General features: G+C 36.4%; 27 protein-coding genes. 16 read left to right on the forward strand and 11 right to left on the reverse strand.

The annotated features are described in order from the left end of the window. Position 1: 1 nt before the first annotated feature. From queG to trmL, 3 genes are all read left to right on the forward strand, one after another. On the forward strand, positions 2-1,132 hold the full coding sequence (gene queG / locus SJW71_RS04330; RefSeq protein ID WP_407134977.1) for a tRNA epoxyqueuosine(34) reductase QueG: 1,131 nt from the start codon (positions 2-4) through the stop codon (positions 1,130-1,132). Between the two features lie 70 nt (positions 1,133-1,202). Continuing rightward, a complete protein-coding gene (locus SJW71_RS04335) occupies positions 1,203-1,592 on the forward strand; it encodes a hypothetical protein (protein WP_431811773.1) in 390 nt (129 codons plus the stop codon). A gap of 61 nt (positions 1,593-1,653) precedes the next feature. After that, positions 1,654-2,127 (forward strand): tRNA (uridine(34)/cytosine(34)/5-carboxymethylaminomethyluridine(34)-2'-O)-methyltransferase TrmL, encoded by a 474-nt coding sequence (gene trmL, locus SJW71_RS04340; RefSeq protein WP_274794468.1) that lies wholly within the window; start codon positions 1,654-1,656, stop codon positions 2,125-2,127. Positions 2,128-2,198: 71 nt separating this feature from the next. Here the strand turns inward: trmL and SJW71_RS04345 are convergent, their stop codons facing one another. Then, positions 2,199-3,044: a VOC family protein gene (locus SJW71_RS04345; protein WP_431811774.1), complete on the reverse strand. Its 846-nt coding sequence runs from the start codon at positions 3,042-3,044 to the stop codon at positions 2,199-2,201. Positions 3,045-3,434: 390 nt separating this feature from the next. On the opposite strand from SJW71_RS04345, the gene SJW71_RS04350 reads away from it, so the two are divergent. Both SJW71_RS04350 and SJW71_RS04355 read left to right on the forward strand, forming a co-directional pair. Then, positions 3,435-3,605 (forward strand): hypothetical protein, encoded by a 171-nt coding sequence (locus SJW71_RS04350; RefSeq protein WP_274794466.1) that lies wholly within the window; start codon positions 3,435-3,437, stop codon positions 3,603-3,605. Positions 3,606-3,683: 78 nt separating this feature from the next. Next, on the forward strand, positions 3,684-4,514 hold the full coding sequence (locus SJW71_RS04355) for an aldo/keto reductase (RefSeq protein WP_274794464.1): 831 nt from the start codon (positions 3,684-3,686) through the stop codon (positions 4,512-4,514). Positions 4,515-4,560: 46 nt separating this feature from the next. On the opposite strand, the gene SJW71_RS04360 is transcribed toward SJW71_RS04355, so the two are convergent. Both SJW71_RS04360 and SJW71_RS04365 read right to left on the reverse strand, forming a co-directional pair. After that, positions 4,561-5,400 carry an RluA family pseudouridine synthase gene (locus tag SJW71_RS04360; RefSeq protein WP_431811775.1) on the reverse strand — a complete coding sequence of 280 codons (840 nt, stop codon included), beginning with the start codon at positions 5,398-5,400 and terminating at the stop codon, positions 4,561-4,563. Positions 5,401-5,456: 56 nt separating this feature from the next. After that, positions 5,457-5,882: a disulfide oxidoreductase gene (locus SJW71_RS04365; RefSeq protein WP_274794462.1), complete on the reverse strand. Its 426-nt coding sequence runs from the start codon at positions 5,880-5,882 to the stop codon at positions 5,457-5,459. A gap of 188 nt (positions 5,883-6,070) precedes the next feature. Here SJW71_RS04365 and SJW71_RS04370 point away from each other — a divergent pair, with 188 nt between their 5' ends. Further along, the gene (locus SJW71_RS04370) at positions 6,071-7,186 is read left to right on the forward strand and encodes a GAF domain-containing sensor histidine kinase (protein ID WP_274794461.1); all 1,116 of its coding nucleotides are present in this window, start codon (positions 6,071-6,073) and stop codon (positions 7,184-7,186) included. Between the two features lie 12 nt (positions 7,187-7,198). Then, positions 7,199-7,846: a response regulator gene (locus SJW71_RS04375; protein ID WP_274794460.1), complete on the forward strand. Its 648-nt coding sequence runs from the start codon at positions 7,199-7,201 to the stop codon at positions 7,844-7,846. A gap of 74 nt (positions 7,847-7,920) precedes the next feature. On the opposite strand, the gene SJW71_RS04380 is transcribed toward SJW71_RS04375, so the two are convergent. Next, complete coding sequence (locus SJW71_RS04380; protein WP_431812190.1) at positions 7,921-9,039, reverse strand: response regulator; 1,119 nt, start codon at positions 9,037-9,039, stop codon at positions 7,921-7,923. A 541-nt stretch (positions 9,040-9,580) separates the two neighbouring features. Between SJW71_RS04380 and SJW71_RS04385 the strand changes: the two genes are divergently transcribed. Beyond that, positions 9,581-10,507 carry a helix-turn-helix transcriptional regulator gene (locus SJW71_RS04385; protein ID WP_274794458.1) on the forward strand — a complete coding sequence of 309 codons (927 nt, stop codon included), beginning with the start codon at positions 9,581-9,583 and terminating at the stop codon, positions 10,505-10,507. 65 nt (positions 10,508-10,572) lie between these two features. Further along, positions 10,573-11,319, forward strand: coding sequence for an effector binding domain-containing protein (locus SJW71_RS04390; protein ID WP_274794457.1), 747 nt, complete (start codon positions 10,573-10,575; stop codon positions 11,317-11,319). An 18-nt stretch (positions 11,320-11,337) separates the two neighbouring features. Here SJW71_RS04390 and SJW71_RS04395 read toward each other — a convergent pair whose 3' ends face one another. From SJW71_RS04395 to SJW71_RS04410, 4 genes are all read right to left on the reverse strand, one after another. Continuing rightward, entirely contained in the window at positions 11,338-12,246 is a 909-nt protein-coding gene (locus SJW71_RS04395) for a cation diffusion facilitator family transporter (RefSeq protein ID WP_274794456.1), read from the reverse strand. 189 nt (positions 12,247-12,435) lie between these two features. Next, positions 12,436-13,755, reverse strand: a complete 1,320-nt coding sequence (locus tag SJW71_RS04400; protein ID WP_274797380.1) for a hemolysin family protein — start codon at positions 13,753-13,755, stop codon at positions 12,436-12,438. Between the two features lie 435 nt (positions 13,756-14,190). After that, positions 14,191-14,607: a hypothetical protein gene (locus tag SJW71_RS04405; RefSeq protein WP_274794455.1), complete on the reverse strand. Its 417-nt coding sequence runs from the start codon at positions 14,605-14,607 to the stop codon at positions 14,191-14,193. Between the two features lie 171 nt (positions 14,608-14,778). Next, positions 14,779-14,982, reverse strand: coding sequence for a YheE family protein (locus SJW71_RS04410; RefSeq protein WP_274797379.1), 204 nt, complete (start codon positions 14,980-14,982; stop codon positions 14,779-14,781). A 209-nt stretch (positions 14,983-15,191) separates the two neighbouring features. Here SJW71_RS04410 and SJW71_RS04415 point away from each other — a divergent pair, with 209 nt between their 5' ends. From SJW71_RS04415 to SJW71_RS04425, 3 genes are all read left to right on the forward strand, one after another. Beyond that, a complete protein-coding gene (locus SJW71_RS04415) occupies positions 15,192-16,334 on the forward strand; it encodes a DUF445 domain-containing protein (protein WP_274794454.1) in 1,143 nt (380 codons plus the stop codon). Positions 16,335-16,350: 16 nt separating this feature from the next. After that, on the forward strand, positions 16,351-16,698 hold the full coding sequence (locus SJW71_RS04420) for a YlbF family regulator (RefSeq protein ID WP_274794453.1): 348 nt from the start codon (positions 16,351-16,353) through the stop codon (positions 16,696-16,698). Between the two features lie 136 nt (positions 16,699-16,834). Beyond that, positions 16,835-17,497: a ribonuclease H family protein gene (locus SJW71_RS04425; RefSeq protein WP_431811776.1), complete on the forward strand. Its 663-nt coding sequence runs from the start codon at positions 16,835-16,837 to the stop codon at positions 17,495-17,497. A gap of 46 nt (positions 17,498-17,543) precedes the next feature. Here SJW71_RS04425 and SJW71_RS04430 read toward each other — a convergent pair whose 3' ends face one another. After that, positions 17,544-18,623, reverse strand: a complete 1,080-nt coding sequence (locus tag SJW71_RS04430) for a hypothetical protein (RefSeq protein ID WP_274794451.1) — start codon at positions 18,621-18,623, stop codon at positions 17,544-17,546. A gap of 188 nt (positions 18,624-18,811) precedes the next feature. Between SJW71_RS04430 and SJW71_RS04435 the strand changes: the two genes are divergently transcribed. Next, positions 18,812-19,720: a copper amine oxidase N-terminal domain-containing protein gene (locus tag SJW71_RS04435; RefSeq protein ID WP_274794450.1), complete on the forward strand. Its 909-nt coding sequence runs from the start codon at positions 18,812-18,814 to the stop codon at positions 19,718-19,720. A gap of 57 nt (positions 19,721-19,777) precedes the next feature. On the opposite strand, the gene SJW71_RS04440 is transcribed toward SJW71_RS04435, so the two are convergent. Continuing rightward, complete coding sequence (locus SJW71_RS04440) at positions 19,778-20,173, reverse strand: hypothetical protein (RefSeq protein ID WP_322605820.1); 396 nt, start codon at positions 20,171-20,173, stop codon at positions 19,778-19,780. 174 nt (positions 20,174-20,347) lie between these two features. Here SJW71_RS04440 and SJW71_RS04445 point away from each other — a divergent pair, with 174 nt between their 5' ends. Continuing rightward, positions 20,348-21,853 (forward strand): coproporphyrinogen III oxidase, encoded by a 1,506-nt coding sequence (locus tag SJW71_RS04445; protein ID WP_322605821.1) that lies wholly within the window; start codon positions 20,348-20,350, stop codon positions 21,851-21,853. Positions 21,854-21,874: 21 nt separating this feature from the next. Here the strand turns inward: SJW71_RS04445 and SJW71_RS04450 are convergent, their stop codons facing one another. Next, positions 21,875-22,972, reverse strand: coding sequence for a CdaR family transcriptional regulator (locus tag SJW71_RS04450; RefSeq protein WP_431811777.1), 1,098 nt, complete (start codon positions 22,970-22,972; stop codon positions 21,875-21,877). A gap of 155 nt (positions 22,973-23,127) precedes the next feature. Here SJW71_RS04450 and SJW71_RS04455 point away from each other — a divergent pair, with 155 nt between their 5' ends. Both SJW71_RS04455 and SJW71_RS04460 read left to right on the forward strand, forming a co-directional pair. Next, entirely contained in the window at positions 23,128-24,267 is a 1,140-nt protein-coding gene (locus SJW71_RS04455; protein WP_274794446.1) for a glycerate kinase, read from the forward strand. Continuing rightward, positions 24,268-25,614: a GntP family permease gene (locus SJW71_RS04460; RefSeq protein ID WP_274794445.1), complete on the forward strand. Its 1,347-nt coding sequence runs from the start codon at positions 24,268-24,270 to the stop codon at positions 25,612-25,614. Positions 25,615-25,667: the final 53 nt, after the last annotated feature.

Genomic DNA, 25,667 nt, shown 5'->3' on the forward strand with positions numbered 1-25,667 from the left:
AATGAACTTAGATGACCTACAACGTGACTTTGTGGCATATGCCATGTCCATTGGCGTTGATAAAATAGGTTTTACCACAGCAGCTCCCTTTACAGAACTTAAAAACAGACTGCGTCGTCAGCAGGAGCTAGGCTATCAGTCTGGCTTTGAAGAAAGTGATATTGAAAAACGTACCGAACCCCTTCAATTATTGAATGAAGCAGAGAGCATTGTCGCAATAGCAGTTGCCTATCCATCACGTATGGAAAATGCACCTACTGGTAAAAGAGGTGCAAGGCGGGGAATTTTCTGCCGTGCTTCATGGGGTGTCGATTATCATACAGCATTACGTGAACGTTTAAAGCTATTATCTATTTGGCTTGAGGAACGTGTGGAGGGTGTACGTATTGAATCAATGGTTGATACGGGTGCTCTTGTAGATCGTGCAGTAGCAGAACGTGCAGGCATTGGCTGGAGCGGTAAAAACTGCTCGATTATAACGCCAGAGTTTGGCTCTTATGTATATTTGGGTGAGCTCATCACAAACATTCCATTTGCACCAGATAAGCCAATGGAGGATGAATGTGGAGATTGCCGTTTGTGCTTGGATGTATGTCCAACGGGCGCATTAATCGAAGGAGGACAATTAAATGCCCAGCGCTGCATCGCCTTTCTAACCCAGACAAAGGGAACATTGCCAGATGAGTTTCGTAGTCATATCGGTAATCGTTTATATGGCTGTGATACATGCCAAACAGTTTGCCCAAAAAATAAAGGGAAAATCAATTGGATACATGAAGAATTCAAACCAGATCCAGAACTTGCTAAGCCACTACTGACACCGCTCTTAACCATTTCAAATCGAGAGTTTAAGACAAAGTTTGGCCACGTATCAGGTTCCTGGCGGGGCAAAAAGCCCATTCAACGCAATGCCATTTTGGCACTTGCTCATTTTAAAGAAGAAGCCGCCATACCGGATTTAATCGGCCTACTAAAAAACGATGATCGTCCAGTCATCCGGGGCACCGCAGCATGGGCTTTGGGAAAGATAGGTGGAGAACAGGCCAAAGTCGCCTTAGAAGAAGCGGATCTTATAGAGCAGGACGAAGATGTGCTTGCTGAAATTAACAAAGGATTGCAGTTTTTTCAGTAATGAGGTCGATTTTCTCTACTAAATTAAAGAGGGGGTCACTTTAGAGGAGTAGCAACCGCTCCAGGTGGGTGTGGCGGTTCCAAATGCAGTGATAACCGCTCCAAGTGTGAGTGAAGTCGCTCGAAAAGAGATGGCAACCGCACCAAAAGTGAGTGAAGTCGCTCGAAAAGAGATGGCAACCGCTCCAAAAGTGAGTGAAGTCGCTCGAAAAGAGGTGGCAACCGCTCCAAAAGTGAGTGAAGTCGCTCGAAAAGAGATGGCAACCGCTCCAAATGTGAGTGAAGTCGCTCGAAAAGAGATGGCAACCGCTCCAAAAGAGGTGGCAACCGCTCCAAGTGTGAGTGAAGTCGCTCCAAAAGTGGGTGAAGTCGCTCCAAAAGAGGTGACAACCGCTCCAAAAGTGAGTGAAGTCGCTCGAAAAGAGATGGCAACCGCTCCAAAAGTGAGAGTTGCCCTCTAAATGAGTTTCGCAGTCCTCTTAAACCGATTTAAAGAAATTCTTAATAAGGAAGTGTACCGTTATGCCATTGCATATCGTTTTGTATCAACCAGAAATACCAGCCAATACAGGGAACATTGCTCGCACCTGTGCAGGCACTAATACATCGTTACATTTAATTCGTCCACTTGGCTTTTCGACGGATGATAAAATGCTTAAACGTGCGGGCTTAGATTATTGGCATAGTGTTAATGTGGTCTATCATGACTCACTTGATGATTTTATAGAATACTCTAAAAATGGAGATGTATATTTAATCGAAACATATAGTGAAGAGCCATTTACGACACATGATTTTAGTGATCAAAACCGAGATATTTACTTTATGTTCGGAAAAGAAACAACAGGTTTGCCAAAGGACTTTGCTTATGAACGTCGAGATATGTGTTTACGTATTCCGCAAAGTGAGCATGTCCGTTCTCTTAATTTATCTAATACGGCTGCTATTGTAATTTATGAGGCATTACGTCAACAAGGATATCCAGGATTACATTAAAAAAGCAATTCTCTATATAGGGCTGCCCATGAATAGGCAACTTATATGTGAGAATTGCTTTTTACATATGATTAAAATTTCAATAATACAACATTCCCTGCAGGGTCTTCAGTTTGGAACCCACCGTCAATATCTATGACAGGTGCACCCATTGCACGTAAGTTTGCTTTCATAAAAGATGCTTGTTCTTCATTGTCTAAACGTAGCGAGAATGTCTTTAGGCCCACTTGATTTTCGCCAAGCTTTGGAGCATTTTCAGAATGCCAAGTATTTAAACCAATATGATGGTGATATCGACCTGTAGAAATAAATAATGCTTGTGTGCCATAGCGTGAGACAATATCGTAACCTAAGCCCTTTGTATAAAATTGCTCAGTCTCTGCTAAGTTGGAGACAGATAAATGAATATGTCCCATTACTGTTCCTTCTGGAAGACCACTCCAGTTTCCATTGCCCTCTTCTAAGATTGATTGAATATTTAATGGCTCCGTTACCATATGCACTTGATCGACATACCATGTCCATTCACTTTCAGGTCGATCCACATAAACCTCAATGCCATTATGGTCAGGATCATTTAAATAAAGTGCTTCACTCACAGCGTGGTCGGAAGCTCCAAGATATACGCCTTTTTCATGAAAATGAGTAATAATATTTGCTAAATCACGACGGGTTGGTAATAGTAGAGCAAAGTGATAAAGGCCAGTTGTCATTCGTTGCTTTTCTTCCACTGTTTCAGGTTGAACAATTGTCAATAAAGCTGTACGTCCATCTGCTGTTAAAGTAGCTTTATGTGATTCTTGGTGTAAAACTTTGAAGCCAATGACATCTTGATAATATGTTAAAGAGCGTTGTAGATCACTTACTTTTAATTCAACATTTGTGACATAAGTATTCGGTTTTTCATGAAAATGCATGTGGATACCTCCGGTTAGTTATCTTTTTTTATCTAGTTACTTTATGTAAGTTAGTTTATTTTAAAAATAAAGGAAAGTCAAGTAATTATATTGTTCCATAAAAAAAGAAAATCACTAAGCATTTTTCTATGCTTAGTGATTTTCTTGAGGTTTTATTTATCAGCTTTGTAGTCGCCTTCGTAACCAGCAGTGAAAATAGCAGATAAGAAAGCAATTGTTACACCAAGAATTAATAATAATTTCATGGAAGTACCCTCCTCATGTTTATAAAGACATCTCTTTTTAGTATAGCCTATCTATTATAAAAATGAAACGACATAGCTGAATAAAATATGTCAGAAATGGTTCAAACATATCGATATAGGGAAAACTATAAATGAGGTGATCATTATGGAAAAAAAGGTGCCAAACATTGAAAATGGTACGATGGCAAGAGATATGAAGGAATTAAAAGATTTAGGAAAGCAGATGGAGCATTTACGAGACGGTCTGGAGTTGGCAGAGGATGAGCGTATTGCTGATCCGATACAATTGGAAGATGTTGAATTAAAGAAAGAGTAGTGTTATGGAACCTTCTTTATTTTTCTTAAATCCAATATTTTGTATAATGGTACTAGGAAAAGAAAGGGGTTGTAGTTCTTGCATTTACAATCAACAAAAACATTATCTAATGGTGTAGAAATGCCTCGCTTCGGCTTAGGTGTTTATAAAATGACAGAACGTGAAGAGACATTACAGGCCATCGACAAAGCATTAAAATTTGGTTATCGAGCGATTGATACAGCATCATTGTATGGTAATGAAGTAGAAGTAGGAGAAGCCATTCGTCATTCAGGTATTCGACGTGAAGATATTTTTGTGACGACTAAAGTATGGAATAATGACCAAGGATATGACGCAACATTACGTGCTTTTGAGGTTTCACTCAAGAAATTAAATATGGATTACTTAGATTTATATTTAACACATTGGGCTGTCCCAGAAACATTTGAAGAAACATATCGCGCGATTGAACGCCTATATGACGAAAAACTAATTCGTGCAACGGGTGTATCAAATCATCATGAGCACCATTTAGAGAAAATATTGGCTAAGGCAAATACCGCTCCGATGGTTAATCAGGTGGAGGTACATCCTTATTTACAGCAACAAGCATTAAGTGCATTTTGCAGTGAACACCAAATTGCGGTTACTGCTTGGTCACCGCTAGGTCGTGGAGGCGTACTTACTGATTCTACCATTGTTGAAATAGGGAAAGAAATCGGTAAAACGCCTGCTCAGGTAGTGCTACGTTGGCATTTACAAAATGATACACTTGTTATACCTAAATCAGTGACTCCGAGTCGAATTGAGGAAAATGCAGAGATTTTTGACTTTGCATTAACACAGGAACAAATGGAGAAGATGGCAACATTAAATCGTAATCAGCGATTTGGGCAAGATCCTGATCATTTTAAATTTGATTTCTAATAAGTAAAAATCCCGCTCTCAGAGGAGAGAAGCGGGATTTTTTTGATTATTGCTCGTCCTTAACGATAATTCGTTGATTTAAAAATGGATGTTCAAATTCTAATTGAATGGCATGGAGCTCATAGTCACCGCTTGCCGTTTCTCGTGCGCCGTACATTGTATCGCCGATAATCGGATGGCCGATATAGGCTAAATGAACACGTATTTGATGTGTACGTCCAGTTTCAAGAATCAGATGGACAACACAGGAATTTTTGTAGCGAGCCACAACTTCATAGTGAGTTACAGCATGCTGACCAGTTTTGGACACAACACGTCTTGTAGCATGATGTCGGTCTTTGCCAATTGGCTCAGAAATAGTTCCAGTGGAAGACCTTAAATTTCCTTGGACTTCTGCAGCATACGTACGAATAATAGATTTTTCCTCAATCATCCGATCAAAAATAGATTTTGCTAAAGGATGCTTTGCTACAAGCAGTAACCCTTGTGTTCCTTTATCGAGACGATGGACATGCTCTGCATAAATGCCACCATGTTCTTTTATGTGTGCCATAACATGGTTCATACAAGTATGCGTATCACGTTCATCATTAGGGTGTGTTGCCATACCTTTTGGCTTCGATACGATTAAACAATGGTCATCTTCATAGACAACGTCAATAGCACAAACAGGTGTTGGTTTGTAGCTAGATGTTGGAATAGGAAACGTAATTTTGATTATCGTACCTGTCTGTAAAGGTGTATTCCATTGAATAAGCTCATCATTTGTTAATGTGATTGCTTTAGCCATACGTAATTCATGGACTAGCTTTTTCCCAAGCCTCCACTGATTACGCAATAGCTTTTCAATAGTTAAGTTATCTTCATTCATTTCATAAAGAAACATAGATTATATCCTCCGATGAAAAGACCGTATTCCAATGGTAGAACACGGTCTTTCGATTATTTTGCAGCTTTAGCAGCCTTTATTATATAAAAGCTTGCCCCTGCGATTAAAATAAATGCAGTTAATGCTAGAAACGGAATAGTAATAAATCCTAACCAGTTAATATATTGTCCTGTACAAGAAACCGCGCCACAGGAAGGAGCATTATCAGCTAAAAAGCTAAGCTTTTGAATGCCGTAATGGTATAGTGAAATACAGCCTCCGATGACAGAAAAAACGGCCGTTGTGACAGCGATGCGAGCATTTTTTTGAATAAATGCTACAGTTGTCATAATGACAATTGGGTACATAAAAATACGTTGAATCCAACATAATTTACAAGGCTCATAGTGACGAATTTCGGAAAAGTATAATGAACCTAATGTCGCTACTGCAGAAACAATCCAAATAAATAATAAGCCATTTTCCTCTTTTTTAGACATTTCCAATCTTCCCTTCATAAAACCATGTACTTGTACGATTATAGATGTTCTAGTTTTATATGTAAATCAACTTACGCAAAATAAGGTATGCCTTTAATTTCAGTCTAAAGTATGAATGACGGAAGCAGACGACTCTAACTCCTTAATGGTATCATTAGTAGTAGTAATGCTAAAGAAGAGGTGTTTTCGTGAGGGAGAATGAGCATTCCAATATCGGTATTTTAAAAGAAATTGCTGAACTATTAAATGAAGAAACTGAAATTGTCACAATGCTAAAAGGTGCACTCATCAAATTTTTAAATGGCACCAAATTTGAAACAGGTTGGATTTTTTTTATTGATGCAAAGGGGCGCTCTGAGCTTGTTGTCCATGAAAATTTACCAGAAGCATTGGAATATAAAAATTGTCATTATTTAAATAAGGGTGGCTGTTGGTGTGTCTCCCGTTATCGCAATGAGGAACTGAAAAAAGCTTCAAATATTATCGAGTGTCAACGTATTGAAAGTGCTATCGCAGCAAATGTTGGAGACCATGAAGGGATTACACATCATGCCACAGTACCCCTGCAATCTGGACAAGAACGTTTTGGGGTGTTAAATGTTGCATCGAAGGACACTGTACGTTTTTCAGAGGAAGATCTTGCCTTACTAGAATCGGTGGCATTTCAGATGGGGTCGGCGATTAAACGAATTTTATTAACAAAACAAGAGCAAGAAATGGCCCTTGTGAAGGAACGGAACCGTCTAGCGCGTGATTTACATGATTCTGTCAATCAACTTCTATTCTCCGTAACATTAACAGCGAGAGCTGGTATTGAAATGACAGAGGACCATGAGGTGAAAGAAACCTTTAAAGAGATTCAGCACTTAACACAAGATGCCCTAACAGAGATGCGTGCGTTGATTTGGCAATTGCGCCCTAAGGGATTAGAAAATGGTTTACTTGAAGCCATAAAGGTATATGCTGAAATGCTAGGATTAAAATTACATGTTACGGTGTCAGGTGTACTACAATTCCCCTCACGTATTGAAGAAACATTATTTCGAGTAGCTCAAGAAGCATTAAATAATGTGCGTCGCCATGCTGGTGTGCTAGAAGCAGCATTATATATTACTGTGACACCTACAGATATTTTATTGGTTATTCGTGATGAGGGACGGGGATTTGTAATCGACAATAATATAAAGTTGCTGTCAATGGGCTTACAATCTATAAAAGATCGTGCTAAATCAGTGGGTGGCACCGCTGACTGGGTAAGTGAAATAGGCAAAGGTACGGAGCTGCTAATCCGCTTACCATATTAAGGGGGAGAGGACATGATACGAGTATTAATTGCAGACGATCATCATGTGGTTCGTCGTGGACTTTTGTTTTTCTTAAAGACACAAAAAGATATTGAGGTTGTCGGAGAGGCGAAAAATGGACTTGAAGCTGTATCATTAGCAGAAAGTATCCAACCAGATATTATCTTAATGGATTTAGTCATGCCAGAAATGGATGGCATTCAGGCAACTAAACGCATCAAAGCCAAATATCCACAAATAGAAATTTTAATGCTCACTAGCTTTTCTGATCGAGATCATGTTGTTCCAGCAATGGAGGCGGGAGCAGCTGGCTATCAGTTAAAAGATATTGAGCCAGATGAATTAGTATTATCCATTCGACGTATAATGCGTGGCGAAAATACATTGCATCCAGATGCAACCACAACGCTTGAAATGGACCGACAAGAATCACAAAATGCACCACATTTATTAAATCCGTTAACACCTCGCGAGCAAGATGTGCTAGCAGAGCTTACAAAAGGAAAGAGTAATCGAGAAATAGCATCCTCACTTTTTGTTACTGAAAAAACGGTTAAAACGCATATTTCAAATATCTTTACAAAGCTACAAGTGCAAGACCGTACACAGGCTGCGCTCTATGCAGTGAAGCATGGCCTAACAGAGGGTAGTGGCACTTAAAGACGTACAGCAAATATAAGTTGATAATTAAACGGCGAGTACCTACAAATTAGTAGTACTCGCCGTTTTTAAAACTATTTATTGTAAACAATTAATTTTTTGGATATTTCTAGTAAGGAAGGGCTTGGTGTTAGTGCTAAATCTTCCTTTAGTTTTTGCTTATATGCTTGGAATATTTTGTGTGCCTGTTCATGAAGTCCTGCCTGTATTAACGTATACAAATAGTGCTCAAGTTTTTGTTCATTGTATGGATCATAATCTAATAAAGCGTGTAAAAATTCAATTGCTTTTTCAGTATCTGAAAAAATCGTTAGTTGAAACCCTTTTTCTAGTAACTCTATGTATGATTTCGTTAATCTATCTTTGTAGGCAGTTGACCATTCATAATCATCGAAAACAAATAGGCCATTTTTATAAATAGAAAGACACTGATGAATCAATGAAATAGAGGGAAATTCCAAACGTGAAAATTCTTCATGAAGTTTTTGAAAATCATATAAATCACACACAATATTTGGTTTTTCAAAAACATAGTATTTGTTTGAAAAAACAATACAGTTGTCATAGCCTATTGTATTTAACGTTTTTCTTAAATAAGAAAGAGCTGTATGAAGATTTGATTTGGCACGTACATAATCTAAATCTGGCCATAGAATATCAATTAAATTATCTCGATGTATCGGTATGTTTGGGTGCAAAATAAAATAAGCAAATAATTCCTTCGTCTTTTCAGTTTTAAATGCCACTAAGCTATTATTGCTATAGACAGCAAATTGATCAAAGCATTGTACGTTTAAGACTGTTTGTGTTGCTTGTTGTAGCATTTGCTGTATAGAAAATTCATGCTCAATACGGGCTATCGATTTTTCTAAACGAGTATGACTAATAGGCTTTAATAAATAATCGAGACCTCCGATTTCATAGGCTTGTAAAGCAAATTCATGATAGGAGGTAATAAAAATAACGCTGACTTGTGGACGTTCTGTTTTAATAATATCTGCTACTTCAAGTCCAGATAATTCTTGGAGTTTTATCTCTAAAAACATGACGTCAAACTCTATGTTTGGCAACTCATTAAGAAATTTTTCTACACTTGTAAAGGTTTGAATAACCTGTATTTGTTGAAAGGCGTGTAGTTTATTTTGGAAGTAGTGTAAAGCTAAAGGTTCATTGTCTATTAAAACGGCTCGAATCCCATCAAACTCTCCTTTTTACAATTAAATTGAAAACCATTAAACTAGTTTATTTTGGGTGAAAAGGCTTCTATATAATGAAGGGGGGAGAAAAGCAAATCTTTTCTATTAAAAATTTGCTAATAGAAAAAAGCAATCTTAGGGGTAAATCTATCACAGGCGAGAGTAGTAGATCCTGTGGTGTGTTGAGATTCCCTTCATAGAAAGTACCCGCCGTTCATTATATAGAAGTTAGAAGTTTTTTATGTTGTGTAAGAGAATTGAAATAATTGTTTAGGCGTTTAAATTTTGAAACTATTCTTATAAAAAAATAAAACAATATTGTATTGAGAAATAAAGCTGTCGTGTAGCCAGATGCATTGTTATCTTATATTGTAAAAATAGTATAATCATTGTAATTGTTAATTAGGCGTTATTATAGTACATTTGTCTTAAATAAAACTCAAAAAGTACTTAAAAAATACTTAAAAGGATAGTTTGTTAGTAACTAAGATGTAATAGAGTATAGGAACTATGGGATATATCTGAAAGGAGATTTTGCATGAAATTAGAGCGTCTATTAACCATGACGATGATTTTAATTAATCGTAAAAAGGTTAAAGCTCAAGAACTAGCAGAGCTATTTAATGTGTCAGTGCGTACGATTTATCGAGATATTGAAACACTTAGCTGTGCAGGTGTACCTGTTATTAGTCAACAAGGTGTTAATGGAGGTATTAGTTTAATTGAAGGCTATCGTGTCGATAAACAAGTTTTGACAAAAGATGAGCTTACTTCACTTTCCATCGCTATTAAAAGTGCCTTGACTACCTATGAGGATTCACATGCTGAAGCAGTTCTTGAGAAATTAACAAGTATTGCGGATAGCCAAGTAAAACAATCGATTGATCACCTATTTGTAGATCTTAGTCCATGGGGACCAAACACTGTTTTTAAAGAGCTTGTTACAACGTTAAAGAAAGCAATAGCAAGTAAGCATTGTGTAAGTTTCAGCTATTCCACTACATATGGTCAACAAACAAATCGAGTAGTTGAACCGCATACGTTAGTTCAAAAAGGAAAGACATGGTATTTATATGGCTATTGCGTCTTAAGAAGGGATTTTCGTTTGTTTAAACTGGCGAGAATGAAAAATATAATTCAAGAGGATTCCACATTTGAGCGTAAGAAAGTTAATTTAAGTGAACTCCCTTGGGGTAAAGAATGGCATCAACCTCAAAACTTAGTCAATTTAGTTATTTCTTTTGATAAAAAGATCACGACATTGGTGGAAGAATCGTTTGGTGCAGAGCATATTGATCATGAGCAGTCCATGATTCATATCTCGATACCCGAAGATGAATGGCTTTATGGCTTTTTACTTAGTTTTGGCCATCGTATAAAAATTATAGAACCATTGTATATAAGAGATATTATTCAAAAACGAGCACAAGAAATTGTTTATTTATATAAAAATGAAAACAATTGATGACAGACAGTTGTCAGGTTTCCTTTGCTATAGTTAGGACAACTAAAGCGAAAGGTGGAGTAAACATGCAGAGCTATTGTCAAAGCTGTGGAATGCCATTAATAGAAGAGGCATTATTAGGAACTGAAAAAGGTGGTCACAAAAGTCAGGAGTATTGTGCTTATTGTTATGAGGAAGGCAAATTTACACAACCTCAATTAACCGTAGAAGGGATGATTGACCTTTGTGTGCAGCATCTAAAGGAAGAGGGTATGCCTGAAAATGAAGCACGTAGTATGCTTAATTCTTTTTTACCTAGCTTAAAAAGATGGAGAAAAGGCGAATGGAAGGACCCGAAAATGGTGGAAAGGGATTCATTTCAAATCGTAGGAATATCAGCCCAAACAAGCAATGCAAAAGAAATAACGTCACAAGCTAAAATCCCGCAATTATGGAATGATTTTTATCAGCAAAATATTATAGAGCAAATAGCTAATCAAAAAAATGCAAACATCTATGGTTTATATTCGGATTACGAGACGGATGTAAATGGGGAATACTTCATTACACTAGGAGTACAAATGTTAAATAGTCTTGATGGTGACATACCAGCTGGTTTAACTGTTAAAACCGTACCAGCAGCTAAATATTTAGTTTTTACATCAAATCAAGGAGCGTTACCAGACGTTGTCATACAAACATGGCAAGACATTTGGGCATGGTTTGCCAACTCTGGCGTAGAACGAACGTATACAGGAGATTTTGAATTGTATGATGAACGTTGTGCGAATCCACAGGAAGCTCAGGTAGAAATCTATATAGCGGTAAAATAAAAACAAGTCTCTTACCAATCAATTGGTAGGAGACTTGTCGTCGTTTTGTGGGAGAATCATTTCGATATGCGGCTCGATATGCACGAGAACCTGGCAAAAACGATTTTCACGTAAAATGGTACGTTCTATTTCCTCGGTAATACGATGGCTTTCAAAAACATTGAGGTAAGGGTCAACTGTTACGGTTATATCGATAAAGTACATATTACCATGTGCTCGACCTTTAAAATCCAAGAGCTCGATTACACCATCAACATTACGTATTAAGACTGATAAAGTCTCGACCTCATCAATGTCAAATGCATCAGTAAGACTTTGCACAGCTTCCCAAAAGATTTCGACTGCAGTTTTAATAATTAAAAAGGCTACGACTAGGGCTGTAAGAGAATCGATAATAGGGAAGCCAAATATAGCTCCGAAAATACCGATTGCTGTTCCAATACTGACAAGTGCATCTGAGCGATTGTCAAAGGCAGCAGCTTTAACAGCAGCACTTTTAATTCTTTTAGATAGTGCTAAATTATAGCGATAAACAACATACATAGCTACAGCACTTCCTATTGCTACATAAGCTGTTAAGAGGGATGGGGTTGTACCAGTGGGTTCCCATAAACTTTGTAAAGAATTGATTAGTACCTGAAGACCCACAACGAGCATAATGAATGATGCTACCAAAGAGGCAACTGTTTCAGCACGTAAATGTCCATATTGATGATTGGAATCAGGCGGTCTTTGAGCAATACGTAAGCCAATTAATACCGCGATAGACGCGATAATATCTGTCGTATTATTTAAGCCATCTGCTTTTAATGCCTCCGACGTACCAATATAGCCAATCGTTAGCTTAATGGAGCTTAAAATTAGATATGTACCGATGGATAACCAGGCACCTTTTTCCCCTTGACGTAAATTTGTATAGAGCTCCATTTTGTTTCCTCCTCGCAAAACTTTCGGACATTAGAAAACGACCCCCTTTTGAAAAGGGAGTCGTTTTCATCTATTTCTTACGGAATTCCTCCCACCTATAAGGTGTGAAGGAACAACCATATTTATAGCCTTGAATAAACAAGCGTGCTTTTAATAGTACCACGACAAGTTCAATAAGGCAATTCAATTTTAGTCAGTGACAGCGTCTAATTCATTTGATAAATCACTTTCAGGTAATTTCAGAACTTCTAAGTATAAAATATGGTGTCCATCTAATTCCTTTGCGATAAATTCAAAACCTTGCTCCTGAATACTGTCTCCTTCGACTGCATCAAAACGCTTTGTCATGAACCAACCGCCAATAGTATCAATATCATCATCTTCTATGTCAGTACCTAGCATATCATTCACATTTTCAAGAAGCATCTTGGCATCTAAAATAAAGTGATTTTCTGCAATTTCTTGTACTTCTGGGATCTCATCTTCATCGAATTCATCTTGAATATCGCCGACAATTTCCTCAATAATATCTTCAATCGTTACTAAACCAGATGTTCCGCCATATTCATCCATTAAAATGGCCATATGAATACGTTCTCGTTGAATTTTTAGTAATAAATCGTTAATTTGCGTTGTTTCCATTACTCGAATAATAGGCTGCATATAGTCAATAACTGGTTTATCACCATTCTTTGAGTCTTTAATGTAAGCGGTTAATAAATGCTTCATGTTGACTAAGCCGATAATATGGTCTTTATCTCCATCAAGAATTGGATAACGAGTATATTGCTCAACACCCATTAAATCAAATACTTCTTTAATTGTTAGCTCTTTATCAATGCCAACAATTTCAGTTCGAGGAACCATAATTTCTTTTGCAAGACGATCTGAAAACTCAAAAATACTGTTAACATATTCATATTCTGAGTTATTAATTTCCCCACCTTTTAAACTATCCGACAAAATCATGCGCAGCTCTTCTTCTGTATGAGCTACTTCAGATTCTGACATCATTTTTAAGCCGAAAAGACCAGTTAATCCGCGGGCAGATCCGTTTAATAACTTAATGATTGGATATGTTATATTGTGGAATAAAATTAATGGGCCAGAAAAGTTTAATGTGACAAATTCTGCTTTTTGGATGGCTAATGTTTTTGGCGCCAATTCCCCAATAACAACATGCATAAACGTTACGATAGAGAATGCAAGTATGAATGAAAGGATAGATGTAATACTACCATTCAAATTTAGAAATTCAAACACTGGGTGCAAAATAATTTCGAATGTAGGTTCACCTAACCAACCTAAACCGAGTGCAGTGATGGTGATACCTAGCTGACACGCAGATAAGTATTCATCTAAATCTGAAACAACACGTTTAGCATTTTTCGCTTTTTTATGCCCTTCAGCGAGCAATTGATCAATGCGGGTAGATCTCACTTTTACGATTGCAAATTCAGTTGCAACGAAAAATCCTGTCATTATAATTAGTAGGGCGAATGCCGCCAACCTAATGGTTATCTCCAATATGTCTCCGTCCAAATAATTCCTTTGTTCCCGCCCGAATGAGGGAAGTAAACAAAGTGTACACCTCCTATGATTTAAAAAATTGTTGGATGTTTCAATCATAAATTATTTAAAAGAAAAACACAAATATTGACAACAACTTTTTCGCTTGTTTTTCAAGTGGCTTTTCGAAAAAAGTCACTAGATTCAAATACCAAAAGATTGTAATTGCCAATACTATATGCTAATTTAAAAAAGAGCAAAGGATAGTTTGTTTAGGGAAAGAAGCATTTTGCATCTCATATAATACGACACGTCAAAAATCTCAAGAGTGCTTTAGCTTGCGGATTTTTTTAAATGAATTATTTTTTATAGCTAAAGAGAGAGTCTCATTTTTGAGACTCTCTCTTTTCTACGTACTTAAAAATGCTTTCTGGTTTATTCTTGTTGGAAGCGTAATTTTAAACATGCCTTTTCAACATCATGAATGGTTTCCTTTACAGGTATTTCTTCAGTAAAAGGTGCTATGGATACAGGCGCTTTTTCCGTAATGCCCTGTTGTGTGAGGATATAGTTTTTACCATTATACGTTAAATATAAAGTTTTGATTGATTTCTTACCGAAAGTACTAGCAGAAGAATCAAAAAAGCCCTTTAATTGACTACAATATTCATTATAAAAGTCGCTTTTAAAGCCAGAAAGAGCTTCAAATTTTTTACTGTTAATAGCACCAGCTTCATCGGCTAGTTCGAATATTTTGGTGGAAAATTCTGAAAATAATTCTTTTACTTTTGTACGAATTAACGCTTTGGAATTATAGCTGTTTAGATCATCTGAAAGTGCGACTTTACTCATTAAAATGGCCCCCTGCATAAAAAACATTTACTATTAAATTAATACCCTAAATGTATAAGAAAAATATACAAATTTCAACATGAATCAACATAATTAGCTTAAAGGGCGTGCTATTTATAGTAAATATAGGTATTTTTATGCGGGGGTATCATGAAAAAATGACTATTTTTGTTACTCGTATACGTGGAAAAGCATAAGCTCATGAATCATTTTTTTAACATCTTCCTCATTTGGAGGAATGGATCCTATCCATTGAATTGTGCCGTCCTTTAAATACTCAGCTGCATATCGTTCTCGCAGATAAAAAAACGAAATGGACCATCCTGGAAGTTGAGTATTTTCAAATAAAGGTTTAAAACTGAAATGCTGAATCATCATTTAACCCCATTTCTGTACTATGTAGTTCATATTATTCAAGGATAACGGTATTTTTGCAACTATTCGCTTTTCATAGATAGTAATAGAATAAGTTTGATATTCTAAAGAGGGTATTTCTTTCGTTGAAAAACATTGCTCTGCTATAATGAGTGCAGAAGGCGACAAATTACGCCAATCATGAATACAATTGAAATGAGAGGATACTAATGGACAATTTTCTAGTGACATTACTTTTTATGGCAATTATTGGGGCTGCTATTGGGGGCGTAACAAATCATTTGGCCATTAAAATGCTTTTTCGCCCACATAATGCGATATATATTAAAAATTGGCGTGTACCATTTACACCAGGACTTATTCCAAAAAGACGTGATGAATTGGCGAAGCAGCTTGGCCTTACAGTCGTGAATTATTTATTAACGCCTGAAACATTTAGAAAGAAATTTTTCTCAAAGGATATCCAGGACAAAGTAGAACATTTTGTGCAAACAAAGGTTGAAGAAACAATCTTTACAAACGATAAAACAATTCAAGATTGGCTAAACTTAGCGGGCTTTTCACACATGCCCAGTACCATTGAGCAGAAGGTTGAAGCGATTGTTGAGGGACAATTTGCGTCAGTAAAGAATACACTATCAACAAAATCAATTCGTACACTGTTGTCTGAAGATATTCAAAATACAATTGATGCAAAAATTCCTGTAGCCGTACATCATATTTTGGAAAAGGGTGAGGATTATTTTTTATCACCTGAAGGCGAAATGACGATTAAGGCAATGATTGATGACTTCTTATCATCCAAGGGGTCTCTTGGTGGTATGATCAACATGTTTTTAGGTGATTCCTCCTCACTAGTTGGAAAAGTTCAACGTGAGCTTGTGAAGTTTCTACAAGCACCAGGAACTTCAACTTTACTAACGAAAATATTTACACAGGAATGGGAAAAATTAAAAGATCGACCAGCAATGGACTTTTTACAAGATATTCAATTTGAGCCGATTTTATCGAAATTACAAGTGTATGTAAAAGAGCAATTAGCTATTTCTGAACGTTTAAATCAACCGATTTCTTATTACTGGCCTGAAGGAAATGAGTGGGCCAAATATACGGTAATTCCACAAGTTATTGACAAAGCTTTTGTGAAAGCAGAGGAAAAACTTGAGGATGTATTAAAACGTTTAAATCTACAAGAAGTTGTTCGAGAACAGGTAGATTCCTTCCCGGTAGCAAAATTAGAGGAGCTTGTATTAGGTATTTCAAAACGTGAGTTTAAAATGATTACCGTATTAGGTGCAGTTCTTGGTGGATTGATTGGGATTGTGCAAGGGTTAATTGTTTACTTTATTTAAAAAGGAGATTGTATAAATGATTAATATTTATAATGACATTAATGCGCTTGAGGCAACATTCCGTAAAACTTCTGAGTTTGAAGCTTTAAAGGCTGCTGTTGAAGTTGTAAAAAATGATGAAGAGGCATTAAATGTCTTTAAAAACTTCCGTAAAATCCAAATCGATTTACAGAAAAAACAACTAGCTGGTGAGGATATTTTGGAAGATGAGCTTGTCTATGCACAAAAGGCGGCACAGCTCGCACAGCAAAATGAAAAAATATCAACTATGCTTGAAGCTGAAATGAAGTTAAGCAAGGTGATCGAAGAAGTGAATCGTATTTTAATAAAACCGATCCAAGGTTTATATGAGGGAATTCAATAAGATATTAGCAATTTAAAAAGGAATAATTGTCCTAAGAATTGCACATATAACAAGTAAGTAAAAAAACGTGTATCCGCAAGTGGTCGGTGCACGTTTTTACTTTATGTTTCAATCAAGCGTATTGGAGGTTAATCTTATGCATGTACTCATTGAATGGACCTATAAAACACCTAAAGGAGCTACAACTGTTTTACGTTCTGAAGAAATGCCAGCTGCTCAAGCTTTATTACTTGCAGAGGATATGGAGAAAACGGGAAGAGTTAAGTCCCTTCATTGTATTGATCGACAAAATACAAATTGGACATTAAAAGAACTAAAAGCATATTTAAAGGAAATAGATACAGAGCCCCATAATATTACGGTCTATTTTGATGGAGGCTTTGACAGGGGGACAAGGCAGGCGGGGCTAGGGTGTGCCATATATTATGAACAAAACGGTAAGCCTTATCGTTTAAGAAGAAATGCCTTTTCATCAGAGCTAAAATCAAATAATGAAGCGGAATATGCAGCGCTCTATTTAGGCTTAGTGGAGCTAGAATTATTACATGTTCACCATATACCTGTACGCTTTATAGGAGATTCGCAGGTGGTCATCAATCAGTTAAGTGGCGAATGGCCAGCATTAGAAAAGGAATTAGCAAGTTGGGCAGATAAAATTGATGCTAAGTTAGAGCAGCTTAGCATCCAAGCGGAATACCAGCTTATTTCACGTAAGGACAATTCAGAAACGGACCGCCTAGCAACCCAAGCATTAAATGGTATCGATATTACTGGTTTGAGTGAGATTGTTAAAGAATAACAAATGATGAAACCACCAGTAAATTTTCACTGGTGGTTTATCGCTTCTAGCTATTATGCAATGTTAAGCTTAATGTTAGATTCACTAAAGTTGCATCACTTTGATTATGATTGAACTCCGCATGAAAATAAACGTTATCGAATTCAAAATCAGCATAATAAACAATATCATCAGGATTTTCAAATCTTTCAAATGAACTAATTTGAATGCCTTGACCAACAGCTTGTTCCAGATCTGCTTTTGTTACGTTGTTTCTAAAATTCGATAAATAAAAATGGCTAATTGGGATTTCATCTTCACCTAGGCAAAAGAAATAATCTTCGTAGAAAGAACATAGGCCTCCTTCATAAAAGTCTTCATAATTTGGAGTACCCGCTTTAATCTTGGCAGTAGGATAAGAATCTCCAAAAATAATGCCAGTTTGAAAGAAATTATGATTTAGAAGAGTAAGTAAGCTATCATTTTGAATAATAGGTAATCCAGAAAAAAGCTTAGTTGTACCATATTCATTTATAATTGTATGGTCTAGAAGTTTATAGTGTTCTGAATAACTTTCTGCTTGGATACTAAATGAATTAGCACTGTCTATTACTAACTCTCTATTCATTGAGAGGTTATAAGTTTGACCGCTAATAATTTTGTTGTTGTCATTTGAAACTTTTAGTAAGTGAAGCACCTCAGAATAGTTAGATGCATTAGCATTAAAAACTGTAATTAAGGGTATCTCCTTATTGTCTTGTTCCTTCAAATAGCCTTTAAAACGTACTTCTCCATGAATAGGTGTCTCTTCTTGTAGGGAAGTCCATAACGACCATGTTTTGTTTTCTTTATTGTATTTACCTATGATATAACCATAGTGTGTTCCATTATAACCTATGAAAATTTCAGGTACTTGATCTCCTTCAAAATCTACCATTTTAGAATATGTATCTTCACTATTAATATTCAGATTACGATACCATGAACTATCAAATGCTAATTGTTGCCACTCATCAGTAGAAAAATTTAAATCTTCTTCATTAGAAGAATTGGCAGGCTCTGGGACAAAATGTTCTTCTGTTTGTTGAGCCTCACAAGCAAATAATAAAAGGCTAAATAGTAAAATAGGTATAATTAACTTTTTCAATACAACATCTCCTTATAATAATAATCAAGTAAGAATATAACATATTAGAAAAAATAATATAATATTGTTTAATTCCTCTTTTTAGTTTATTTTATGTAGTATCTATAATGTATTTTTCAGTTTTCGATGAAACTTTTTCCATGTTAAAACTACTACTCCTATGAATCCAAACAATAAGGAGAGATTTTATGAACATGAAAAAATTTGCACCTGTAGCCATGACTGCATTATTAGTTGGAAGTGCCGTTGTGCCAGTAGCATCAGCAAATGAACATACAACGACAGCGGAGGTTCCACAAATCCAAATAGATCCAGTACATATTTTCAATAATACTCGCGGTACTGTTGATGATATTCGTGTTGGAGAAAACATTACATATTACACAGTCAAAGATGGCGAGCAAACAAATGTATTAGAAATTACTAAAGATACGCTTGTATTTGATAATACTGGAAAAAAAGTAGCGCTTCAAAAAGGTGATAAAGTGATCGCTTATACATTTGCTAATAAGCCTCAAAAATATATTTATCCACCGCAATTTAATCCTGAGGTTGTTATTGTTGAAACTGAAAAAGTGGGCTTTGTTGAAGTGGATTATTTCTTTGAAGATTTAACTAATACGTATGATATTCTAAAATTAAATATTGGGAAAGAGACAGAGCTACTCAATGTAGAAGGTGAAAAGGTAGACGTTAAAGATTTAGCAGAGCAGCATCTAGTTGTTTTCTATACGGCATCTACTAAAAGTATTCCAGCCCAAACAACACCATCTAAAGTGATTGTTCTTAATGATAATTCAGCAAATACGACAAATCCAGTAAATGAAGAAATTGAGAGCATCATCGCATTAGATTCTTATGATTTAGCTGGAACAAAAATGGTGCCATTACGTGTCATTGCTGAAAAGCTAGGATATAAAGTGGAGTCTACAAGTAAAGGGGCTATTCTTTCAAAAGGAAATATGTCTTACACACTAACTCGTGGAGACAAAACATTTGGTTATAACAAAGCATTGCGTACATTAACCGTAGCACCAACACTAAAAAACACAAAGACATATGTACCTGTTGAATTTGTTGAAGATTATTTAAAATAAAAGAAATAGTAGTATGCCAGGATTTCCTGGCATACTATTTTTTAATTTACCTGTCATTCAGCAATTCTCAAGGCATATGGACTTATTCGAGGACAAGTAGGTTGGATACCTTTTGGCAAATTGTTGAAGACATTCCTTAAAGGATACTGTCTTCATAAAGGTTTTAGCTAATGTCATTTCATCTGAATACAGCACAAATTGCTGGAAGTGTTGTTGAATAAAATCTCTTACTTTTTCGTAGTGCTTGTTGATAGAAATTGCACCATATATTTCTTGCTGGTCAATAATGTAGATAAAATCACACAGAGCTTTATGTGTACCGTATTTAAATAAGACAGTCACATATAATGTTTTTTCATCACAACGATCTAAATCAAACTGGTGGAATATTACTTCTATTTGATGAATAAAGCTCGAAATGGCTGTACGGTTGCTATTTTTTAAAATAAACACTATCAACACCACCTTTTGTAAAAATTATAATGACAAATAAATAGATTGTCTATTTTAAACTGAATATTCTGTTATTTATAAGTTTCTCATTGTAACTTTGCTTAAAGTCATAGAAATTTGTTAAACTTAAATCTGCAATATATCAGGAATAAGAAAAGAAGAGAGCGAAAGTAAATGAAAATTATTCACATAGATCAAAAATATCCTGAAGATTGGATTCGCGTACTAAATCATATAGCGAATTTATTTTTTGAGGATTCAAAGCTGAAGGTTGATTCAAATGGAGCAGATATGTCCGCTTCATTTGATTATCTAACTGATGACAATTTTTCCATATCCACAAAAGCAGTTCTGAATGTAGATGGAAAGCAATATAAAAATGAATACAGCATACAATACGAATCAGCTGCAACTGGTCGTGAGCTAAATATTCGCATTAAACGTGCATTGTCACACGTGTTTTTAGATGTTCTGGAGCAATATACTGGGATGCATCAACAGTGGGGGATTTTAACAGGTGTGCGCCCAACTAAGCTATATCATAAATTTAGAAAAGAAGGCAAAACGGAGCAAGAAATTGCCGATCTTCTTATTCGTGATTTTCGTTTATCAGAAGACAAGGTGGCACTTTTAAAGGAAATTGTAGAACGACAATTAGTAACCATTCCTGATATTGATGAAATTGGTCAGGAAATCAGTGTCTATATCGGTATTCCATTTTGTCCAACGAAATGTGCCTATTGTACATTCCCAGCCTACGCCATTGGTAGCAACCGTAAGCAAGGTCGTGTGACTACCTTTTTAGACGGCTTACACATTGAATTGCGTGAAATGGGTAAATGGCTGAAGGACAATAATATGAAAATTACCTCTATCTATTGGGGGGGCGGTACACCAACTTCAATTGAGGCAGATGAAATGGATGCCTTATATCAAACGATGTATGAATCATTCCCAAATCCAGAAACAATTCGTGAGGTTACAGTTGAAGCGGGAAGACCAGATACGATTACACCTGAAAAATTAGCAGTACTTAAAAAATGGGGCATTGATCGTATTAGTGTTAATCCACAATCTTATACAGATGAAACATTAAAAGCAATTGGTCGTCATCATACGGTGCAAGAAACAATTGATAAGTTTTGGCTTGCAAGAGAATCGGGAATGAATAATATTAATATGGATCTAATTATTGGGTTACCGAATGAGGGAATTGAGGAATTCCAGCATTCATTAGAGGAATCTGCTAAAATGCAGCCAGAGTCGTTAACGGTTCATACATTATCATTCAAACGTGCGTCCGAGATGACTCGTAATAAGGATAAATATAAAGTAGCAGATCGTAATACGGTGGCTGAAATGATGGAAATGGCACAGGTTTGGACAAAGGAAAATAACTATGTTCCTTACTATTTATATCGTCAAAAAAATATTTTAGGTAATTTAGAAAATGTCGGCTATAGTAAAGTTGGTGAAGAAAGTATCTATAATATTGTCATTATGGAAGAAGTACAAACGATTTTAGGAATAGGCTGTGGAGCCTCTTCTAAATTTGTTCATCCTAAGACGGGAAAAATCACACAATTCCATAATCCGAAAGATCCAGCAGCCTATATTATGACCTTTGAAGATGCGATTGGGAAAAAACTAGAGTTTTTAGATGAATTATATAATGGATAAAATAAAGGCAATCTGAGTTGTTCAGATTGCCTTTATTGTTTGAAGCTTTTGTAATGTACAGGCCATTTTTAGAATAACGGCATCCTCAAAATAGGTTGGATCATAGCCTGTTATTTCTCTTATTTTATTTAAGCGGTAAGTAAGTGTATGACGATGAATGTTTAATTGTTGTGCACAAAGCTTCAGCTGTAAATTACAGTCAAAAAATAATTGTAATGTATCTAGCTGTTTAGCATCTAAGTTTTTAAGAATGCGATGTTGAAAGGCTTGTACTTCATCTGATTCTCGAGGCTTAAAAAGGGAAAATAACTCGACGTCCTCAAAAAAGGTTAATTCATTTTGGATTGTAGCAAATTCAAGCGCAGTTCTAGCGCCTTGGTAGCTATAAGGAAGCTGTGATAGATGTTGGACAACAGGACCAACTCCTATTTGAAGCGAAGGTAGCTTCTGTTTTTGCTTGCGTAGTGCTTTAATAATGGGGCGACAACTCTGTTCTCCATAATTTGACAGTAAGATATAATATTCCTGTAATTGGCTATGTCCCGCAAGAATAGGCTGTTTGTAAAATAAATCCTCAAAAAAGAAAGGGATTGTATTTTCGGCGTATGACGTTTCATTTAAGCTTACTAAAATCACTTGAAAGGGTGCTAGTAGTGAAAAGGGGAGTTTCTGAATTCGTTCATTTAATGCAGCATCGAGCTTACTGCCGTGAACGAGCGCTTCAAATATGTAATCATTATTTTTCCGTTGCCATTCGCTTTTTGATTCAACAATTGCTTGATGTGTCATGATTTCTGTTGTTAGTTGCACAAGATTGGCAATATCAAGCATGTCATCTGATTCTCCTGTTATGCCAATAACACCCACCACTTCATCCTGATACATAATAGGCATATTAATGCCTGGTTTCGTATTTGGATACAGCTCTATATTTTCTTCATTAATAATCAATGTCTTTTTTGTTTGTGCCACATAAAGTGCACCTTCATGAATTTTTTCCACCCTCATTTTATCGCCAGAGGCTAAAATGACTCCACTTGGGCTAATGACATTTATATTGTGACGTAAGCGTAACATCGTTTGGTGTACGATTTCTTCTGCTAATTTTTTCGTCAACATGTTTATACACCTCGCATAAAAAAACTCTGTTATAGGACAGTTAAATTGTACACCTATTATAATGTTTTCTGAATTTATTGTCATTATAATAAATTGTAAGCGCTTAACTAAGAAAAAATTTAAATATCAAGGGACGACAAAAGTGGAGGTAGAGCATGAAAGTCATAATTAGTCCAGATTCCTATAAGGGTACGCTGTCAGCTGTGGAAGTGGCAAAATCAATGCAAAGAGGGATCTTGGATGCGGATCAATCGATTGAAACAATGATATTACCAGTTGCAGATGGTGGAGAGGGCACACTGCAATCGCTTATCACCTCTACTGAGGGTCAATATTTTTCAGTAAATGTATTAGATCCATTGGGAAGAGCTATCCAGGCTCAATATGGAGTATTAGGAGATCAAGAGACGTGTGTGATAGAGATGGCTCAAGCATCTGGGATTATGCTGTTACAAGACAATGAGAAAAATCCTAATCTTGCCACATCATATGGAACGGGTCAATTAATTAAAGCTGCACTCGATCAAGGCTTTAGAAAGTTTATTATCGGCATTGGAGGAAGTGCCACAAATGATGCGGGGATTGGCATGCTGAAGGCATTAGGAGTGCGATTATTAGCAACGGATGGTTCAGAGCTTGAGAATGGCGTGTTAAATTTAGAGAAATTAGCTACTATTGATATTCGACAGATGGATGCTAGATTAGCAGATGCCACATTTACGATCGCTTGTGATGTTGATAATCCGCTCATAGGTGAACGTGGGGCAACAGCCATTTTTGGTCCTCAAAAAGGTGTCAAAAAACATCAAATAGTACATTTTGATAATTGTTTAAAACATTTTGCAGATATTGTAGAAAAACAATTTTCCATTCGACTTCATGATTATAAAGGTGCGGGAGCTGCAGGGGGAATGGGAGGAGCTTTAATTGCATTTTTAAAAGGAACGTTTCATGCGGGAATTGAAATTGTTTTGGGTGCTGTCAAGTTACAGGGCCATTTAGCAGATGCGCAATTAGTGATTACGGGGGAAGGAAAATCCGATCTACAAACATTACATGGTAAGGCTCCATTAGGGGTGGCGAAAGCTGCTAAGCAAGCAAACGTAGAGGCAATATTATTGTCTGGTGGGATTGATGTAAAGGCAAAGGGGACATTGCAAAAGTATTTTTCAGTTGTGGAGTCATTAGTAGATCAAGAGGTCACTGTTCAGCAGGCCATGCAAGAACCTGCTCACTTTATTCGCTTAAAAATAAAGAAAATCATTGAGTGTTACATACAAAAGGGGGATGACTAGATGTTGTTCATCATTATTTTAATAGGGGTATTGTTTGTAGTATTGGGGACGGCTAAATTAAAGCTTCACCCGTTTTTAGCGCTATTAATTAGTGCCTTCTTCGTTGGGATTGCTTCAGGAATGCCATTATTAACAGTAGTTGAAAGTATAAATACTGGATTTGGTGGCTTGATGACAAGTATTGGACTAGTCATTATCGCTGGAACGATTATCGGCTTAATATTAGAAAAATCAGGGGCTGCCTATCGAATGGCAGAAGTGGTATTACGAATTGTAGGTCCAAAGCGTCCGCAATTAGCGATGTCTTTAATCGGTTACATTGTGTCCATTCCAGTATTTTGTGATTCTGGCTTTATTATTTTATCCAGCTTGCAGAAGTCTTTAGCAAAGCGAGCAAATGTAACCATTGCTTCAATGGCAGTAGCTTTAGCGACAGGCTTATTTGCGACACATGTATTAGTACCTCCAACTCCTGGTCCTATTGCAGCTGCAGGGAATATTGGTGCAGCAGATTATTTAGGTACAGTTATTGTTATTGGTTTATTAGTAGCGATACCAGCGACATTTGTAGGCTATCTATGGTCGGTAAAAGTAGCGACAAAAATTCGAGTACCTGAGGATGAGGTAGAGGCATTGGATTATGAGGAAGTTATTAAATCCTTTGGCAAAATGCCATCAACTTTTAAAGCATTTTTACCAATCGTTCTGCCAATTGTCTTGATTGGTCTAGGTTCGATCGCAGCATTAGTGGGTGATACAGAGTCGACATTCAATACAGTTTTTAAATTTTTAGGCTCCCCTACAGTAGCTTTATTTTTAGGGGTAGCAGCGGCATTTTTATTACTTCCTGAAATCAATGAAACGACATTAACTGGTTGGATTGGTGAGAGTTTAAAAGAAGCGGCTCCTATTTTACTGATTACAGGTGCTGGCGGTTCATTTGGGACCGTTATTAAGAATGCTGGAGTCGGAGAACTTCTACAGGAAATGGATTTAGGAGTGTTTGCATCAGGTACTTTATTCCTTCTTGTACCGTTTATTGTAGCAGCAGCATTAAAAACAGCTCAAGGCTCTTCCACAACAGCCCTTGTGATCACATCTACTTTAGTAGCACCAATGCTTGTGACACTTGGAATTGAAGGGGCGGTACCTTTAGCATTAGTGGTAATGGCAATTGGTGCTGGCGCAATGACAGTTAGCCATGTCAATGATAGCTTCTTCTGGGTAATTACACAGTATAGCGGTATGGAAGTCACACAAGCCTACAAAGCACAAACGGCTGCAACCTTATTACAAGGTCTAGTGACAATAATTATTACGATGATATTATGGTGGATATTCGTTTAAAAAAAGGAGAGCGGCCCATGGCTAGCTCTCTTTTTGTATAATGAAAAAATAGA

Origin of the sequence: Lysinibacillus sp. FW12 (assembly GCF_050817245.1) — a bacterium.
GTDB lineage: Bacteria > Bacillota > Bacilli > Bacillales_A > Planococcaceae > Lysinibacillus > Lysinibacillus irui.